We start from the raw sequence: 17,104 nt of genomic DNA, 5'->3' as shown, positions 1-17,104 counted from the left end.
GCGGTTTTTTAACTAGCTGATAACACTAGTAAATTCTGGCGCGGCTGGCAGGATTCGAACCCACGACCCCTTGGTTCGTAGCCAAGTACTCTATCCAACTGAGCTACAGCCGCCAAAGAAGCGAAACTATAACATAATTTTTTTTCCGTGTCTTGAAAATGGGCAATGCGTTTCGGTTTGACTACAATCGCCCCATGAGCAAAGCCTATTCCTGCGACTATTACTGGGTCGAATCCCTGATCAGCGGCTATGTCGCCCAATGGCGGCAGATGAGCTTCGATGCGGTCGTTGCTATTGCACGCGGGGGCTTGGCGCCAGGGGTCATGGCGTCGACGGCGCTAAGCCTTCCCCTGCATGCCCTGGGTTACGACCGCGCGGCGCGCCGGGTTTCGTGGTTCACCCAGCAAACCCCACCCCCGGGCGCCCGGATACTGCTGGTCGAAGACATCGCAGGCCGGGGCACCACGCTGTCGGACAGCGTGGAATTCCTTCGCCAGGGCGGGTTCGAACTAAAGGTCTTCACCCTTGCCTGGGATTCGCAGTCGCGCATGGTGCCCGACTACGGCTTCCAGATGCCGGCCGGTTGCCGCGCCTGGTTTCCCTGGGAGCGCGAATCGATTACCGACGCCTTTGGCGCCACGGGCAATTTGCCCGGCCGTCCCGAACACGAGTACGCCTCGTGGGCCATGGACCTGGACGGCATCCTGTTGCCCGACATTCCCGAAGACCACTACCTGCGCGACCTGGAGGCGGCGCTGCTGCGCCGCGACGTGCTGGAGCCCCACGCCGTGCTGCCCAATCGCGACCTGCGCGCCCTGCCCATCGTCACGGGCCGGCCCGAGCAAGATCGCGCACGCACCCAGGCCTGGCTCGATCGCCATGGCTTCAGCGGCCGGCTCATCATGCGCGACGAGGCCCGCCATACGGCGGCGCAAACCGCCCTGCACAAGGCGCAGGCCATTGTCGAGCAGCGCTACACGCACTTTATTGAAAGCGACGCCATACAGGCCCTGGAAATCGCCAATCAAGTCAAAGTGGCCCGGGTGCTGTGGTGGAACGGAATCCGCGCCATGGCGGTGTACGCGCACGAAACCCCTGAAATGTCGGCGGCCGGCACGGCGCTAGCGAATGATCGTTCCTGAAGCGCGGCCACGGTCCGGTCCGCCGCATCGGCCGCAGCATTTTCACGCCAGCCCTATCTTATAATTGGTTACAACCGCGCAACCAACGGAGAACCCCTTGTCCAGCCTGACGACCGTCACCTGCATCGAAGACCTGCGCCGGATGGCCCAGCGGCGCGTACCGCGCATGTTCTACGATTATGTTGAATCGGGTTCCTGGACCGAAAGCACCTTCCGCAGCAACGTCGACGACTTCCAACGCCTGAAGTTCAAGCAACGGGTCGCGGTGGACATCCAGTCGCGCAGCCTGCGCAGCAGCATGATCGGAACAGAAGTGGCCATGCCCGTGGCGCTGGCCCCCACCGGCCTTACCGGCATGCTTTGCGGCGACGGGGAAATCCTGGCCGCCCGGGCGGCCGAGCGCTTCGGCGTGCCGTTCACGCTTTCCACGATGAGCATCTGCTCGATCGAGGACATCGCGACGCACACTTCGCGCCCCTTCTGGTTCCAACTGTATGTCATGCGCGACCGCGATTTCATGCGCCGCCTGATCGACCGCGCCAAGGCGGCCGGCTGCTCGGCCCTCATGCTGACACTTGACTTGCAGGTAATGGGCCAGCGCCACAAAGACATCAAGAACGGGCTGGCCGCGCCGCCCAAGCCCACGCTGCGCAATTTGCTCAACCTGGCCACCAAGCCCCAGTGGTGCCTGTCGATGTCGCGCACGCCGCGGCGCTCGTTCGGCAACATCGTCGGCCACGCCAAGGGGGTCAGCGACGTTTCTTCGCTGGCCTCGTGGACAACCGAGCAATTCGACCCCGCCCTGTGCTGGCAGGATATCGAATGGATCAAGCAGGCCTGGGGCGGCAAGCTGGTGGTCAAGGGCATTATGGACGCTGAAGACGCAAGGCATGCCGCGGACTGCGGCGCCGATGCGCTCATCGTTTCAAATCATGGGGGCCGACAGCTCGACGGCGCGCCCTCGTCCATTGCCGCCCTTCCCCACATCGTGCAGGCCGTACGCGGCGACATTGAAATCTGGCTCGATGGCGGCATACGGTCTGGGCAAGACGTGTTGCGTGCCGTGGCGTTGGGCGCGCAAGGCACGCTTATCGGCCGGGCCTTTTTATACGGCTTGGGCGCCGCCGGTCAGGCGGGCGTCGAGCGGGCGCTGCAGATCATCGCCAAAGAACTGGACGTAAGCATGGCCTTCTGCGGCCGAACCGACATCGGTGGGGTAGGCCGTTCGATTCTGCTGAACCCGCAGATATTCGATGACCTGACAAAAATCTAGGCCGGCAAGCGCAAGCCAAGGCCGCTGCGGCTTACGCCATGCAGGGGCCTTGGGCGCAAACCGCCGCCACCCCCAGCCTGCCCGAAGCCGCGCGCGGCCTCAGAAAACAGCTTCATGTCACCGCGGCTTTTGCGGCATAGGCCTCATCCCGCCAAAGTTCTGTGTCCAGCACTTCCTTCAGTATTTCCACCGCACGCGCCACGTCGCTGAAACTGATATACAGGGGCGTGAAGCCGAAGCGCATGACATCGGGTGCGCGGAAGTCGCCAATGAGCCCTTTCGCGATAAGCGCCTGCATGGCCGGATAAGCGTGTTCAAAGCGCAGCGAAACCTGGCTGCCGCGCGCGCCGGGATCGCGGGGTGTGATGGACACCAGTCCGTGGGCGGCGCAACGGTCTTCGACCAGATCCATGAAGTACTGGGTAAGGCGCACGCTTTTTTCACGAAGCTGGTCCATGTCGACATCGTTCCAGTCGGCCAGCGCTCCCATCAATGCGCGAAGCGAAAGCACGGGTGGCGTGCCGGTAAGAAAGGCCTTGATGCCGGTTGCGGGCGCATAGTCTGTCTCGAACTCGAACGGCCTGGCGTGGCCCCACCAGCCCGACAGCGGCTGGCGAAGCTGCGCGTGGTGGCGCGCGGCGGCATAGACAAAGGCGGGCGCGCCCGGGCCGCAATTCAGATACTTATAAGTGCAGCCCACCGCGAAATCAGCTTCGCAGGCGTCGAGTTCGACGGCAAGCGCCCCGGCGGAGTGGCATAAATCCCAGATTGCCAGGGCGCCCGCCGCGTGCGCCTTTGCAGTAAGCCCGACCATATCGCGCAGCGCGCCGCTGCGGTAGTCGACATGGTTGACCAGCACCACGGCCGTATCTTCGTCGATGAGTTCTTCAAGTGTTTCCGCGTCGCGTCCCGCAAGCCGCAGCCGTGCCCCCTGTATATTGGCGACAACGCCTTGGGCGATGTACAGGTCGGTGGGAAAACTGCTGGCTTCGGCCACGATTGTCCTACGACCCGGACGCAGTGCCATGGCTGCCTGCAGCACCTTGTACAGGTTGATGGTCACCGAGTCGCATACGGCGACCTGTCCGTCCGCCGCGCCCACCAGCCGCGCTATCAGCCTTCCGGCCGCCATGGGCATGTCGAACCAGCCGGCGGTGTTCCAGCTGCGGATCAGCCCCTGCGCCCACTCGCTTTGGGCTGCCTGGTCAACAGCGTCCAGAGCCGCATGGCTGGCCGGGCCCAAGGAATTTCCGTCCAGGTAGATCACCCCTTCGGGCAACAGAAAGCGTTCGCGGTATGGCGCCAATGGATCGGCGGCGTCCAGGCTTGCCGGATCGAGCCGAGCCATCGAAGTCGTTGTGTGCATCCGTTCTTCCTCTATGCTTGTTCTGCTTGGGATAAGGCAAGTGGGTTATTACATGGGTAGAGCAGGGGCTTGTCAATCCCGGCCGCGAAGCCCGCATGGCCGCTACTTATCCAGGCTGTCGGGACCGGCCTTGGAAACAGGATAAACGACATTTCCATCAGGGCGGATTAGCGCACCCTGCGTCAACCGGGCCGGCTCAAGCCGGTGCATGCCCATGATGTGAACCACGGTTTCGCCGCGTGCGATCAGGTAGTCGGAAATAAGGCGGCGGTGGCAGCGCCACCACACAGCCTCTGAACACATGATGGCGCAACGCTGCCGCCGGCCCCGCTCTATCAGATGCTCGAGGCCCGCCTGGAACTCGGCCGAAAGCGCGTAGTCGGCATAGTTGTGAAAGCTTTTGTTCTGCCAGAAGCCATTGGTGTCGCCGGGCACGCTGTGAGCCGTGGAACGGCGGCCGCCCAGGGCCTCGACATGTTCGTAGGCAATCTGGCCGGACGCCAGCGTCTGGGGCAAGGCGTTCTTGTTGAACTGGGGGTTGGCCCTGGACATCGGGATCTTGCGCACATCAATGACGCGCTCGACATGCGGGCCACGCAGCAGCTCGATGAACTCTTCGATGCCGCGGTTGGAGTGGCCGATGGTAAAGAAGGGAAGGTTTGCGCTTGCCATCTATACAAGCTCGAGCGCGCTTCCCTTGTGCGCGGCAATGTGCTCGGTCTTGTCGCTTTTGATCTCGTACTGGGGCTCTTCTTTAGAAGCCCGGCGGGTGTGGCCCTTGTAGTCGAAGTCACGCGTGTGGACCTTGACGATCTTGCCAGAGACGCGGCCTGCTTCCGAGTTCCATCTTACATGGTCGCCGACCTTGAACTTCTTGCTCATTTCCCTTCCTCCTGAGTTCGCCGGATAGGCCTCGAGAACTCTTCAAGGTCCAGCATACAGCGTTCCCGGCGGTGCATACCACCTGATCAGAGGGTTACAGCGCAAGTACATAATCGGTAAAAATATGTTACCCAACTCAATAGACCAGCAACCCGGGCGGCTTATGTTCGTCGACAAACACAATAAACACCAATAAGGAACCACACATGAACAAGAAATACTCCTTCGATCGTCAGGCCGCACTGGACGCCTATTCTCCGCTTCGGCGCCGCCTGCTGGGTTCCGCACTGATAGCCTCCACCACTCCCCTGCTGTTGTCGGCCTGCGGAAGCAGCGGAAGCGACAGCAGCCCGCCCAATTCAGAATCGCCCGGCCTGGGCTCTTCCGGAGGGGACGGCAGCAGCGCATTCACCGTGCAAGACCGCAAGATCATGCGCAACGGCGAAGAGTTCTTCGCCAAGGGCGTATGCTATTCGCCCGTACCCATCGGCGCCTGGGCCGGCGCCGCACCCGGCGGCGACCACTTCAGCGACTTCTGGGAACCGCTGTTCAACCGCGACATGGGCACACTGGCCGGCATGGGCTGCAACAGCATACGCCTGTATATGACCTCGCCATGGGAAACGCCATGGGATCCAAACAGCAACCGCCAATACCATACCAAGTTCATGGACGCATGCGCAGTACACGGCATCTATGTGTGGGTGGCTTACCCCATGACCCCCGAGCAGGCCATGAATACGAACGACCGCAAGCGCATCGAAACCGGCTTCCAGCTGCTGTGCGAAGAAATGGGCAAGCACGAATCCATCATCGGCTTCACCATCGGCAATGAACTGGACACATTCGGTATTGACAAAGGCGTCGAGTTCGGCAACGCAACCCAGGCTGATTTCTGGAACTGGATAAACACCCTGGCCGGCAAGGTAAAGGGCTGGGCGCCCGACAAGCTCGTCAGCACATCGCTGCACGACATACCCAGGGTCATCGAGCTGATGGTCGACCCCGCGGTGGGCAAGGGGGTACCCAACCTGGACGTCATCAGCCTGAACTCTTATCGGGGCACCCAAAGCACGGGCTTCGACACCATGTTCACCGACTACGACGCCAAGTTCAAGAACGCCGGCCTGCCAGACCGGCCCTTTCTGGTTACCGAGTTCGGCTGCCCCGCGTCAACACGCCAGGGCAGCACGCCTGTGGAATTGCCCGATCATGCCAAGGCCCAGGCCGACTACATCGAGGCCCACTGGAAAGACATCGAGAAACACCATGGCCTCAATCTGTGCTCGGGCGGCTATGTCTTCAGCTGGGCCGACGAATGGTGGAAAATCGGCAACATCACCACCCAAGAAGGACACAGCTCTTGCGACGTTACGCAATTCCCGGGGGGCTGCCCCGACGAAGAGTGGTACGGCATCAACAGCATCGGCGTGGGCAAGAAGAATGACGGCACGCCCAGAGATCCCGCCGACCCGGTAACAAAGGAAAACGTGGACGGCAAGGACGTATACGTGCATCATCCCGACATACTTACGCCTCGCGCGGCCATAGAGCGCCTGTCCACGCTATGGAAGGCATGAACGCCGCCCCTTGAAAAACGCTGGAAGATGGAAGACCACGCCCGGACATTCGAACAGTTTCGCACTCGCCTTCAGGGCATTGCCTATCGGATGCTGGGCTCGGTCGCCGAAGCCGAAGACGTGGTGCAAGACGCGTGGCTGCGCTGGCACGAGGCCGTACGCAGCGACATCGTCAACATCGAGGCCTGGCTCGTCTCCGTCACGACCCGGCTTTCCATCGACCGCCTACGGGCCGCCAAAACCCAGCGAGAGCACTACCAGGGCATGTGGCTGCCCGAACCCGTGCTTTCAGTACCGCCGGCCACGCCCGAAGAGGCCCTGGCGCGGGCGGACGATGTGTCGCTGGCATACCTGACGCTGCTTGAGAAGCTGGGCCCCGAGGCGCGTGCCGCATTTCTGCTGCGCGAGGTATTCGACACAGACTACGCCCAGATTTCGCAGATTCTGGGCAAATCTCAAAGTGCCTGCCGGCAGCTCGTAAGCCGCGCCCGATCTCAGTTGCGCGAAGAACAGCCACGCTTCTCGGTAGACCCGGAAACCCACCACCGCCTGTTGCACAAATTCGTGCAGACGCTTTCCAGCGGCGACCTGAGGGCCATCAGCGCCCTGCTGGCCGAAGAAGCCACGCTGATAAGCGATGGCGGAGGCCTCGTCGCCAGTTTCCCCAAGCCGCTGCTGGGCGCGCAGCGCATCGCGCAACTTTTCTACGCCACGCATCGGCGCTTCGGTGGCGACCTTCACATGGAAATCGCCCATCTCAATGGCCGGTGGGCGCTGCTGCGCTTCACCCACGGCCAGCTTGAATCGGCAATGGAACTCGAGTCGGACGGCAAGCGCATTGCGCACCTGTACGTGCAGCGCAACCCGGACAAGCTGCGGCACATTGCGCAGGTATACAGCCACGCCTGAAGCCTGGCCGCAGCGCGGCGCAACATTGGTGCGCCGCGGGCAACAGCGCGGTCACATAAAAGCGTCTTCCGTGTGCCGCCCTACTCTATTACGATGGCTTTGTGCGGTGGCCGGCCGCTTTGTGCCGCGCGGCTATGCGCATGGATTTCATTCGCCACCTTGGAGAAATCATGTCTCAGCGCATCAATTACATTCAGCAGTGCCCCGATCTGTTCAAAAAGTATTCCGATTTCAACAATGCCATCAAGGCGGGCAGCCTCGAGCCGGCCATACACATTCTGGTCACCACGCGGGCTTCCCAGATGAATGGCTGTGCCTTCTGCCTCGACATGCATGTAAAAGAGGCCCGCATCCAGGGTGAGCGCGACTTGCGCATGCATCATATCGCCATCTGGCGCGAATCCCAGCTGTTTTCCGAGCGCGAACGCGCTGCCCTTGCCTGGACTGAAGTGCTTACCAAGATTCCCGAAGACGGTGTTTCAGACGAGATCTTCGACACGGTACGCGCCCAGTTCAATGAAAAAGAGCTGTCCGAACTGACATTCTCCATCATGGCCATCAATGGCTGGAACCGCGTCAACGTCGCATTCAGAACTCCACCGGGCTCGGCCGACAAGGCGTTCGGCCTGGACAAGGCGGGCCTTTCCTGAAAAAGCGCCATGCTTGCGGGCGCTGTCACAAAACGCAGCGCCCATACGTCTATGGGGTATGGACACACACATACCCTCCGAATTCGACGACAGCATCCCCGCCGCCTTACGTGCGGCGGACCCCTTTGCCGACAGCTTTGCAACCAGCTACGCCGGTGTCATCGCATTTCTGGCGGTCGCGGCCGCCGGCAGCTTCTCTCGCGCGGCGGATCGCCTGGGCATAGGCCGTTCCGCGGTCAGCCGCAATGTGCGCAAGCTCGAAGAACAGCTGGACGCGCGCCTTTTCCACCGCACCACCCGCAGCACATCGCTGACCCGCGAAGGCGAACTGTTCTATGAGAACTGCCGGCCCGGCGTGGAACGCATCGCCCGGGCGCTGGACGACATGCGCGAACTGCGCAAGGGCCCGCCAAGGGGCCATCTGCGGATTCAGTCCACACCGGCCTTCGGACGCAATGTCGTCGCCCCGCTTCTGCCGCGTTTCCATGCCCGCTTCCCGGACATCACCACAGAGCTGCTGCTAAGCGAACAAGCCGCCGATTTCGCCCAAGACCGCATCGATGCAGCCTTTATGGACGGCAGGCTGGAAGACAGCGAAATCGTGGCAAGGCAGCTTATGCCGATGCAGACCTTTACCTGCGCTTCACCCTCGTACATGGCATGCCACGGCGTGCCCCGCACCATGGACGATCTGCTCCGCCATCGCTGCATCGCCCTTCGCGCAGCCTCGGGACGCGTCAGGGACTGGGAGTTCCTGGTCGACGGGAAACCTCGAACATACCGGGTTCCCGCATTTCAGATATTCAACGACCTGGATCTGGCTCTGCAGGCCGCCCTGCGCGGCCAGGGCATTGCACAACTGCCCGCCTACCTCGCCCGCGATGCGCTTCGCTCAGGCAAGCTCGCGGCCTGCCTCTCGCACTATGCGCCTGAAGAGACAAGCCACTATCTCTGCTATTTGAGCCGAAAGCATCTTCCCGCCAGGATACGCGTCTTTGTCGATTATGTTGCCGAGGAAGCACACAGGCTAAGCTTTTCATGGTCGGATGCGCCGGACGCTGCGGTTACTGTTGAACATGTCCCTTGCGGCCGATCCGCAACCCCAGAGCGCACATGACCGCGCACAGCGCCACGCACGTTCCAAGCGGCGTCGACCAACTGCCCGTCGCCTCTTGCAAAGCACCGAACAAAGTCGGCCCCACCGCGGCCAGCAGGTATCCGACGCACTGAGCCATGCCGGAAAGCGAGGCTGCAACTTGTTGCGAGGGCGCCCTCAAGCCAACGAATGCCAGGCTAAGAATCAAGGCGGAGCCCATGCCCACGCCAAAGGCAAACGACCAGCCTGTCGCCCAGCGGGGCAAGACCATGAACCCCAGCAGCGCAACCGCGCTGAGCGCGGGCGACACGAAGGCAAGCCACCGCTGGTCGGGCAGTCGCCGCAACAACGGCCCCAGGGCCAGGGCCGGTACGATGCCCGCCAATTGCATCCAGCCGTGCTGCACCCCCGCCTGCGCCGGACTGAAGCCCGCCCCCAGCAGGATGGCGGGCAGCCATGCGATCGCGGCAAAATGAATGAAGCAGGTCAAGCCCAGATACGCAGCCACTTGCCACGCCAGCATGCTGCGCCACACTGTGCCCCGGGCAATGGGCACCGCCGGTTGAGGCGGGAGCACTGCACCGGCATACAACTGCGGCCACCACGACACCATGGCTATAAGCGGAAGCACGGCGACGGACGCCAGGGAAAGGCGCCAGTTGCCGACCATTAGCTCGTGAAACGGAACCACCACCGTCGACATGACGCCCGCGGCCAGTATCATGGCCAGCGCGTAGTATGCGGTGAGCCTCGCCGTATCGTGGGGAAAATCGCGCTTCAAGAGGCTGGGCAGGAGTACGTTCGCGACAGCGATCGACCCGCCCATCAGGCAGGTTCCGCCGAACAGCGCCCAAGTGGGACCTGCCGATCGCACCAGTATGCCCGCCAGCAGCACCGCCAGCGCCCAGAACAACATTCTTTCCAGCCCATACTTGTTCGACATGGTCGCCGCCCAGGGCGAAACCACGGCGAAGGCGAGAAGCGGCAACGTGGTGAGCATTCCCGCCTGCGCGACACCCAGGCCCGCCGCAGTGCGGATGGGATCCAGAAGCGGACCAAGAACCGTAATCGGGGCGCGCAGACAGCTTGCAATGAACACAATACCCATGATGAGCAGCGCGCGGGAGGACGCCGTGCGGGAAACCGTGGAGGATGTATGCATGAGAAGAATCATTGATCCGAAACGAATCGATTCTATCGACGGAAGGGCATGCATAATCTGTACAGTTCGCCAAAAAATATGCAAAACTGGCCAATCATGAACATGCACAAACGGCAGCCAAGCCCATGGACCTTCGAGTTCGACAAGATGGACGTCGACGTCGCCGGCATACAGATCCAAACCAGGGAATTGGCCCAGGAACTGTCCGTGCACCGGCATCGCCAAGGACAATTGGCGATGGTGCTGCGCGGCGCCATGAGCTGTACCGTGCCCGGCGCGCTGTGGATCACACCCGCCAACAGCGGACTATGGGTTCCAGGCGGCATGCCCCATAGCGTAAGCCTTACCGCCAACGGAAACGTCTGCTTCCTGTTCGTCGATGTCAAAAGCGCGGCTCCCTTGCCCGACACCTGCCGCAGCTTGGCCATAGGCCCCTTGCTGCGCGAACTCATCATTCACCTGGCCCAGATACCCAAGGCTCGAAACCACAACGCCGAAACCGCCAGGCTGCGGGCCGTGCTGCTGGATCAACTGAAATCCGCCGCTACCCAATCGATTTATCTGCCCGTATCCGAAGACCCGCGGCTGCGCCGCCTGACCGAGTGGATGATGAAGAACCCCGCAGACCGAAGCACGGCAGCCCAGTGGGCCTCGCGCCTGGCCATGAGCCAGCGCTCTTTGAGCCGCCTGCTTCAGGCCGAACTGGGCATGAGCTTCAGCCCTTGGCGGCAGCGGCTGCATGTCGTCATCGCCATGAAAGCCCTGGCGGCGGGAAGACCGGTGCAGAATGTCGCGGCCGATCTGGGTTATCAGTCGGCCGGCGCGTTCATCATCATGTTCAAGAAGGCCACGGGAATCCTTCCCGGGCGCTATCTCATGCACAACAAGGCAGAACGACGAGTCGGAAGAAGTCCTGCTTGAACCACGCATAGCAGCGCTCGCATTTAATTGACAGAGGTATATCGCCTCAGTAAACTGAATTTCCATATATATTGGGATGGCGTTCTTTATATAGGAACATAACCCAAAAATATTCCTGCATCGACGGTAAATGGCAAGTGTTTTGGCACAAAGAATCAGCCCTTCTGATCGGTACGGAAACACATAAATAAAACTATGGAGGCAATGATGAATACCAAATCACATCCCATCTGGAAGTACGCCACTGCAGTGGCTTCGGCCGTGGTGGCGAGCCTGGCAATCGCCGCATCCTCTCAGGCCGCCCCCACCAAAGTACGAGTGGGCTCCACCGTCTCCGTTGATGCCAGCGCGGCCGCACTTTGCCTTGCCATGGAAAACGGCGCCTTCGAAAAGGCAGGGCTGGAAGTCGACCTGAAGGTGTTTGTCCAATCCAACCAGAAGTACGACACCATGAAGGCCGGAGGGCTGGACATGGACATCAATATGGGCGCCATCAACGCCGCGCAACTTCATAGCGCCGGAGTGCCCATTGTCGTGTTGCGCGCCGGTACGCCGGCCGACGTATGGGCCGTTATCGCCAAGAAGGACTCAACACTAACCAAACCCCAGGATTTCAAAGGTAAGAAGTTCGGCGTTGTTTCACTGTCAGGCACAAACTATGGCACTACCTACCTGGCGTTCAAGACCGAAGGAATCGACTTCAGAAAGGATGTGAGGGTGTCCACATTGCCTCCATCCGCACTGGTCACCGCGCTTGAAAAAGGGGATATCGACGGAGCCACGACTTACGAGCCCTTTCTGACAACAGCGCTCAAAACAGGAGCCGTCAAGGTACTGTTCCGTCCCGGCGACATATATCAGCAGAAATTCAACGAGCCATTCATTGCGCTTGTCATCGCGGCACATAAGGATTTCCTCGAAAGCAACCGCAGCGACGCCGAAAAATTCATGGCTGTCATAGAAGAGACGAGAACCTCTCTTCCAGAGCATGCCGACGAAGCGGCTGCCGCGTTGGTGAAGCACATGCCTGAAATGAAGATGAGCGTCGCCGAGACCAAAGAGCTTCTGGTCCGGTATTTGCCCGACGCCATCAAATCGCAAAATACGCCTGAATTCATCCAGTCTGTGCAAAATCTGTATGACCGGCTGCTGGAAGCCAATCAATTGAAATCGCCTGTCAAGGCCTCGGATTTCTGGATAAAACTTTAAGCAGCGGAAAAAGGAAACACATATGAAAGCAGACGTCCGGCGTGTTTCGTTGCGGCCGTCGTCGCCAGCAGCCCCCGAGACTTCCGTCTTTGCAAGATTCTGTGCAGGATCAGCCCGCAAGCTTTTTCCTTTTCTAGTGCTCGTAGTACTTTGGGAAATCCTTGCCTATACCCAGCCTCCTTATATTTTTCCGTCGCTTGGGGCCATCCTGCGAACGATAGTAGAACTTGCTCAAGACGGCGTCTTGTGGACCGGCACACTATCGACCGTCCAGTCGGTCTTCATCGCTGCGATCATCTCTTTGATATCAGGAGCGCTGGTCGGCTTTGCCTTGGCAAAGTATGAAACCTTTACGGCTCCGCTGCTCAATTTCGCCCAGACAATTCCATATGTAGTGTGGGCCTTGATGTCGCTTATCTGGTTCGGACTTACCAAGACCTCTGTCGTCTTCACCATAGCCATCGCCGCATTTCCGCTAGTGGCCTTCAACGTCGCCGCGGGTTTGAAGAACATCGATCCGCAGTTGCTGGGAATGGCGCAATCGGTTCGTGCCAACCGCTATATGCGTTTACGGCATATCGTGTTCCCTTCCCTTACGCCTTACGTTATCGGCGCCAGCCGCGCAATGCTGGGTATGTGCTGGAAGATTTCTGTGCTCGCCGAACTTTTCGCGGGCGGAGCCAGCGGTGGGGTAGGCTACAACCTGTATTCGGCTTGGGAATTCAGCCGCCCGACCGAGCTCTTCGCCTGGACGATCTGGCTGGTCTTCTTGATGATGCTCTCGGACCGCATATTCATTACTCCGCTAGAGCTATTCGCTACACGCTGGAAGAAAAACTAAAGGGCAGGCATGAGCAATATTGAAATCCGCAATTTAACGAAGAAGTTCGACACGAACGAGGGCCCGCTGACAGTCATTGATGACATTACGCTTAACGTCGACGATGGCGAGTTCGTCTGCCTGCTCGGTCCATCAGGGTCTGGAAAATCCGTCACACTGAACTGCATCGCCGGCCTGCTGGACGCAACCGAAGGTGAAATCGCGGTAGACGGCGTTTGCGTCCACCAGAAACAACCCAACTATGGCTATATATTTCAGCAACCCCGCCTGATGCCATGGCGAACCGTTGAGGAAAACCTGCAGTTCGCCCTGCGCGCCGAAACCGGGCGGCCGGTACCCAACGAAAAAAAACGTATCGCCGACGTGCTTGAGCTGATGAACCTGACCGGATATGAAAAATTCTACATGCACCAGATTTCCGGGGGGATGCAGAACCGGGTCAGTATTGCGCGTTCGTACATTAGAAATCCCGACCTGCTGTTGATGGACGAGCCTTTTGGCGCACTGGACGAAATGACGGCCCGAAAATTGCGGTCTGAACTGGTTTCCACTTGGATGCGTGATAGGCGCACCGTCGTTTTCGTGACTCATGACATTATTGAAGCCTGTTATTTGGCCGACCGGATACTTGTCTATACTCCCAAGCCGACCCGCATTGCTTCCGTCATCAGCATCGATTTACCTCGCCCCCGAATCTACGGCAGCGAAGCGCTCCATGAGGTCGAAACACGCGTCTTGGCGGCATGTGAACAATCGCTTAGCCAGTTCACCGCCGAGTCGGCTCAGGCCAACTGACGGTGGCCCCACGGCCCTGAGCTGCCTGCGCGGCGGCAGGGCCATGGTTCAGACTGCCGCCCTGCAGCTTGTCTTGTTCAAGCTGACGGCGTGATATTCAATATATTCAGCGAGGCCGACGCTGGTGCGCACACGGCCAATACCGCTTTGCTTGACGCCCCCGAACGGCATATGACGTTCCCCCAGCGCCGTACGGGCGTGGCTGTTTATAAAGGTCACACCCGCCTCTATCCGGCCCGACATGCGCAAGCCGCGATCCGGATCGCTAGTCCAGATGGACGACGCCAAACCGTACTCGGTGTTATTCGCCATATTCAGCGCTTGCTCTTCGGAATCGTAGGCCACTAAAGGAACAACGGGGCCGAACTGCTCGGAAATCACCAGCTCATCGGTAGGGGATAGATCTTTTATGATGGTAGGCAACACATAAAGGCCATTGTCCCACTCGCCGGGTTCCAGCTTGGCTCCCAGTTCGCTCACGGTGGCGCCGGCCTTTCTGCTTCGTTCGATCAGCCCGCGCACAAAGTCGTACTGGCCGCGATTATTCATTGGCGCAAAGGTAGATCGCGGATCCAGGCCATAACCTACTTGATAGCGGTCGGCTACAGCGCACAAGCTTTCGAAGAACGCTGGCATCATGGCTGTCGGCACATATACACGCTTGATCGCATAACAGACCTGCCCCGAACGGGGAAAAATGCCCTTGATCAATTCAGGCGCTACCAGCGCAGGGTCCGCATCGTCCAGAATAATGGCCGGGTCGTTGCCGCCCAGCTCCAGGTTGAGGTTTTTTATCGACTGGGCGGCGGCCGCCATCACCGCCCTTCCGGTCGTCGTTCCACCCGTAAACGATATCTGACGCACTTGGGGATGATGCGTCAGGGTGGTTGCGACATCAGTCTCTCCGTACACCACATTGATGGCACCGGGGGGAAAGAAAGTGGACATTACTTTAAGAGCCTGGGACACCGCGAGCGGCGCAAAAGACGACGGCTTGACGACCACAGTGTTGCCCGTGACAAGCGCGGGGCCTACTTTGCCCATGGTAAGCCCCATGGGAGCGTTCCACGGCACAATTGCAGCGACGACCCCACGGGGCACCTTTTCCACACGCACCAGGCTGTCGTCGTCTTCGAATTGCTCCGGAGTCAGAAAGCCCTTGGCCAGTTCAGCTACTTCGCGCAGGCTCTTGATGCCATTGTTGACGTCGCGCTGTGTTTCGCGCAGCAACATGCCCTGTTCGCGCACCAATGTAGTTGAAAGCTGGTCCGAGATATGTTCCACCGCATCGGCGGCAGCCATCAGTCGCTCGATACGCTCGGATACCGGCGCGTTCCGCCATGACTGGAATGCCGCATGGGCCGCGACAACTGCTTCGTCCGCATGTCGAGCCGTTCCCACGGCCACCTCGCCAACCAGCTCGGACAGCCGGCCTGGATCGTACACCTTGAGATAATCCGACGATCTGACGCTGGAGTTATTGATCAGCATATCCAGCTTGATGACATTGCTCATGATTTGCACACTCTTTATAGGTTGCTCTAGTGCATTACTGCGCCGCCATCTACCACCAGCACCTGGCCAGTGACAAAGTCGCTGTCGGGCGCGCAAAGGTAAATCAATGTTCCACACATGTCTTCCGGCACAGAGTCGCGCTTGATTGCTCGTGTGTTGACTGTATTCTGCGACGCCGCGCCGGCCCATTCCGGATTGTTCAACACGTTTTCGCTCATCACGAGACCAGGAGCCAATGTATTGACACGGATACCGTCATTTCCCAACTCGCGGGCCAAGCTGCGCGACATGGCAACAATGGCGCCCTTGGAAGTCACATAATGCAAAAGCATCGTCTGGCCTTTGAACACCGTGCCCGACGCAATGTTGACGATCTTTCCGTACTGCTGGCGCCGCATTGCCGGCACTGCCGCCTTGACGCACTCGAATGCGCCACGCACATTGACCGCCATCATCCGGTCCCATTCATCGGACTCGATTTGATCGAACGGCTTACGCGATAGTTTGCCGAACAGCGCAGCGTTGTTCACCAGGATATCCAGCTTCCCGAAATGCTGAAGCGTATCTGCGACCATTCTCCCGACCGATTCTGAATCGGTTACATCGCAGGCGACTGCAAGGGCTTTGCCTCCTGCTTCGTTGATCGCCCTGGCCACTGGCTCCGCGTCCTGAATGTCAGCGACCACAACTGCCGCGCCTTCGGCTGCCAGGGCTCGCGCATATTCGGCTCCGATGCCTTGAGCCGCACCGGTTATTACAGCAACCCGACCCTTTAGCCTTGCTCCACCACTCATCGAACTCTCCTATTTCGTATAGCATCGACGTGAAGGCCACGCCAGCGCATGCAATATATGGCTGCTTATTTCTTGTTATTTCCGCCCCGCCATCCTATACGGCGGGAGACATCCTCGGCCGCACGGCGCAAGATGTCGGCATTTGATCCGTTTTCACTGCGGTCAAACTGGGGCACTTCGCCCATTACCATCAAAGCGGCACAAACACTACCCTCGTGATCATAGATAGGAGAACAAATACCCGAATAACCTGGGAAAATGTTGCCGCGTCCCTTGGCGACTCGCTTGATACGGATTCGTTCAAGCAGCGTGTGAATTTCTTCGACGGAATCGACTTTCCAGGGACTGTCCGAAGGCGTGCCTTCCCATTCCTTCGTGATCAGGGCGTCGACCGCCTCGCGTTGCCGGCCAGATAGCAGCACCATTCCCGTCGCAGAAAGCACCGGCAACACTGTACCCACGCGCACGCTCAAGGGCGACCATCGCGGTCCTTCCTGCTTGTAGACAATAGTGGGGCCATGATTACCCCATATGGAAAGCACGATGGTCTCTTGCAAACGTTCACGTAGCAGCACCATCGCTTCACGGGCTTCTTGCAGCGCGTCGATACGCTCCAGGGCAGTGAGCCCCAACTGCAGTGCCGACGGGCCCAGGTCATACAAGCCCCCGCTTTCTTTCTGCGCGATCAGGCCGACACGCATAAAACTCGATAGATAACCATGGCATTTGCTTGGAGTCATGCCCGTCGCCTCGGATAGCGCCGTCAGGCTGAGGGGCCGATCGCTGACTTGCAAAGCATGCAGCAGCTTGTAGCCCACATCCACAGATTGGATTCCCTTCCGGGTGCCCGACTCGACAGCCGCTGCTTCTGCGTTGACCAAAGCGACGCGGGCGGCTGAGGAACTGGTTCGCGGCTGAACCGAAAATTTAGTCTTGCTCGTCATTTGACATTGCCTGATAAAAATCAAA

At 59.6% G+C, this 17,104-nt stretch carries 17 protein-coding genes and 1 tRNA gene; 10 read left to right on the top strand and 8 right to left on the bottom strand.

The genetic code is table 11. The features are described 5' to 3' along the window. Positions 1–36: 36 nt before the first annotated feature. Positions 37–113, bottom strand: a tRNA-Arg gene (locus tag C7440_RS13155). Between the two features lie 81 nt (positions 114–194). On the opposite strand from C7440_RS13155, the gene C7440_RS13150 reads away from it, so the two are divergent. Continuing rightward, positions 195–1,142 carry a phosphoribosyltransferase family protein gene (locus C7440_RS13150; RefSeq protein WP_243410911.1) on the top strand — a complete coding sequence of 316 codons (948 nt, stop codon included), beginning with the start codon at positions 195–197 and terminating at the stop codon, positions 1,140–1,142. A 97-nt stretch (positions 1,143–1,239) separates the two neighbouring features. Beyond that, positions 1,240–2,415, top strand: coding sequence for an alpha-hydroxy acid oxidase (locus tag C7440_RS13145; RefSeq protein WP_116518860.1), 1,176 nt, complete (start codon positions 1,240–1,242; stop codon positions 2,413–2,415). 112 nt (positions 2,416–2,527) lie between these two features. Here C7440_RS13145 and kynU read toward each other — a convergent pair whose 3' ends face one another. From kynU to C7440_RS13130, 3 genes are all read right to left on the bottom strand, one after another. After that, entirely contained in the window at positions 2,528–3,781 is a 1,254-nt protein-coding gene (gene kynU / locus C7440_RS13140) for a kynureninase (RefSeq protein ID WP_243410910.1), read from the bottom strand. A 102-nt stretch (positions 3,782–3,883) separates the two neighbouring features. Then, positions 3,884–4,453: a DUF488 domain-containing protein gene (locus C7440_RS13135; protein WP_116518858.1), complete on the bottom strand. Its 570-nt coding sequence runs from the start codon at positions 4,451–4,453 to the stop codon at positions 3,884–3,886. Then, on the bottom strand, positions 4,454–4,663 hold the full coding sequence (locus tag C7440_RS13130; protein WP_116518857.1) for a hypervirulence associated TUDOR domain-containing protein: 210 nt from the start codon (positions 4,661–4,663) through the stop codon (positions 4,454–4,456). A 206-nt stretch (positions 4,664–4,869) separates the two neighbouring features. On the opposite strand from C7440_RS13130, the gene C7440_RS13125 reads away from it, so the two are divergent. From C7440_RS13125 to C7440_RS13110, 4 genes are all read left to right on the top strand, one after another. Continuing rightward, positions 4,870–6,243 (top strand): hypothetical protein, encoded by a 1,374-nt coding sequence (locus C7440_RS13125; RefSeq protein WP_116518856.1) that lies wholly within the window; start codon positions 4,870–4,872, stop codon positions 6,241–6,243. A gap of 27 nt (positions 6,244–6,270) precedes the next feature. Beyond that, positions 6,271–7,152 (top strand): RNA polymerase sigma-70 factor, encoded by an 882-nt coding sequence (locus C7440_RS13120; protein ID WP_116518855.1) that lies wholly within the window; start codon positions 6,271–6,273, stop codon positions 7,150–7,152. Positions 7,153–7,322: 170 nt separating this feature from the next. Next, the gene (locus C7440_RS13115) at positions 7,323–7,802 is read left to right on the top strand and encodes a carboxymuconolactone decarboxylase family protein (protein WP_116518895.1); all 480 of its coding nucleotides are present in this window, start codon (positions 7,323–7,325) and stop codon (positions 7,800–7,802) included. A 58-nt stretch (positions 7,803–7,860) separates the two neighbouring features. Next, positions 7,861–8,919 (top strand): LysR family transcriptional regulator, encoded by a 1,059-nt coding sequence (locus C7440_RS13110; RefSeq protein WP_116518854.1) that lies wholly within the window; start codon positions 7,861–7,863, stop codon positions 8,917–8,919. On the opposite strand, the gene C7440_RS13105 is transcribed toward C7440_RS13110, so the two are convergent. Next, positions 8,867–10,060, bottom strand: a complete 1,194-nt coding sequence (locus tag C7440_RS13105) for an MFS transporter (protein WP_116518853.1) — start codon at positions 10,058–10,060, stop codon at positions 8,867–8,869. The genes C7440_RS13110 and C7440_RS13105 overlap by 53 nt on opposite strands. Positions 10,061–10,156: 96 nt before the next feature. On the opposite strand from C7440_RS13105, the gene C7440_RS13100 reads away from it, so the two are divergent. From C7440_RS13100 to C7440_RS13085, 4 genes are all read left to right on the top strand, one after another. Beyond that, positions 10,157–10,981, top strand: a complete 825-nt coding sequence (locus tag C7440_RS13100; protein ID WP_243410909.1) for an AraC family transcriptional regulator — start codon at positions 10,157–10,159, stop codon at positions 10,979–10,981. Between the two features lie 204 nt (positions 10,982–11,185). Then, positions 11,186–12,190 carry an ABC transporter substrate-binding protein gene (locus tag C7440_RS13095; RefSeq protein WP_165832584.1) on the top strand — a complete coding sequence of 335 codons (1,005 nt, stop codon included), beginning with the start codon at positions 11,186–11,188 and terminating at the stop codon, positions 12,188–12,190. A gap of 22 nt (positions 12,191–12,212) precedes the next feature. Beyond that, complete coding sequence (locus tag C7440_RS13090) at positions 12,213–13,031, top strand: ABC transporter permease (RefSeq protein WP_083851140.1); 819 nt, start codon at positions 12,213–12,215, stop codon at positions 13,029–13,031. A 9-nt stretch (positions 13,032–13,040) separates the two neighbouring features. Then, entirely contained in the window at positions 13,041–13,826 is a 786-nt protein-coding gene (locus C7440_RS13085; protein ID WP_116518850.1) for an ABC transporter ATP-binding protein, read from the top strand. A 48-nt stretch (positions 13,827–13,874) separates the two neighbouring features. On the opposite strand, the gene C7440_RS13080 is transcribed toward C7440_RS13085, so the two are convergent. From C7440_RS13080 to C7440_RS13070, 3 genes are all read right to left on the bottom strand, one after another. Then, the gene (locus C7440_RS13080) at positions 13,875–15,341 is read right to left on the bottom strand and encodes an aldehyde dehydrogenase family protein (protein ID WP_116518849.1); all 1,467 of its coding nucleotides are present in this window, start codon (positions 15,339–15,341) and stop codon (positions 13,875–13,877) included. 26 nt (positions 15,342–15,367) lie between these two features. Then, a complete protein-coding gene (locus C7440_RS13075) occupies positions 15,368–16,135 on the bottom strand; it encodes an SDR family NAD(P)-dependent oxidoreductase (protein ID WP_116518848.1) in 768 nt (255 codons plus the stop codon). Between the two features lie 65 nt (positions 16,136–16,200). Then, a complete protein-coding gene (locus C7440_RS13070; protein WP_116518847.1) occupies positions 16,201–17,079 on the bottom strand; it encodes an IclR family transcriptional regulator in 879 nt (292 codons plus the stop codon). Between the last annotated feature and the right edge of the window lie 25 nt (positions 17,080–17,104).

Origin of the sequence: Pusillimonas noertemannii (assembly GCF_003096595.1) — a bacterium.
In the GTDB taxonomy this organism is placed as follows: domain Bacteria; phylum Pseudomonadota; class Gammaproteobacteria; order Burkholderiales; family Burkholderiaceae_B; genus Pusillimonas; species Pusillimonas noertemannii.
Note: the sequence above shows the minus strand (reverse complement) of the source record. Positions and strands in the feature narration are given on the sequence as shown.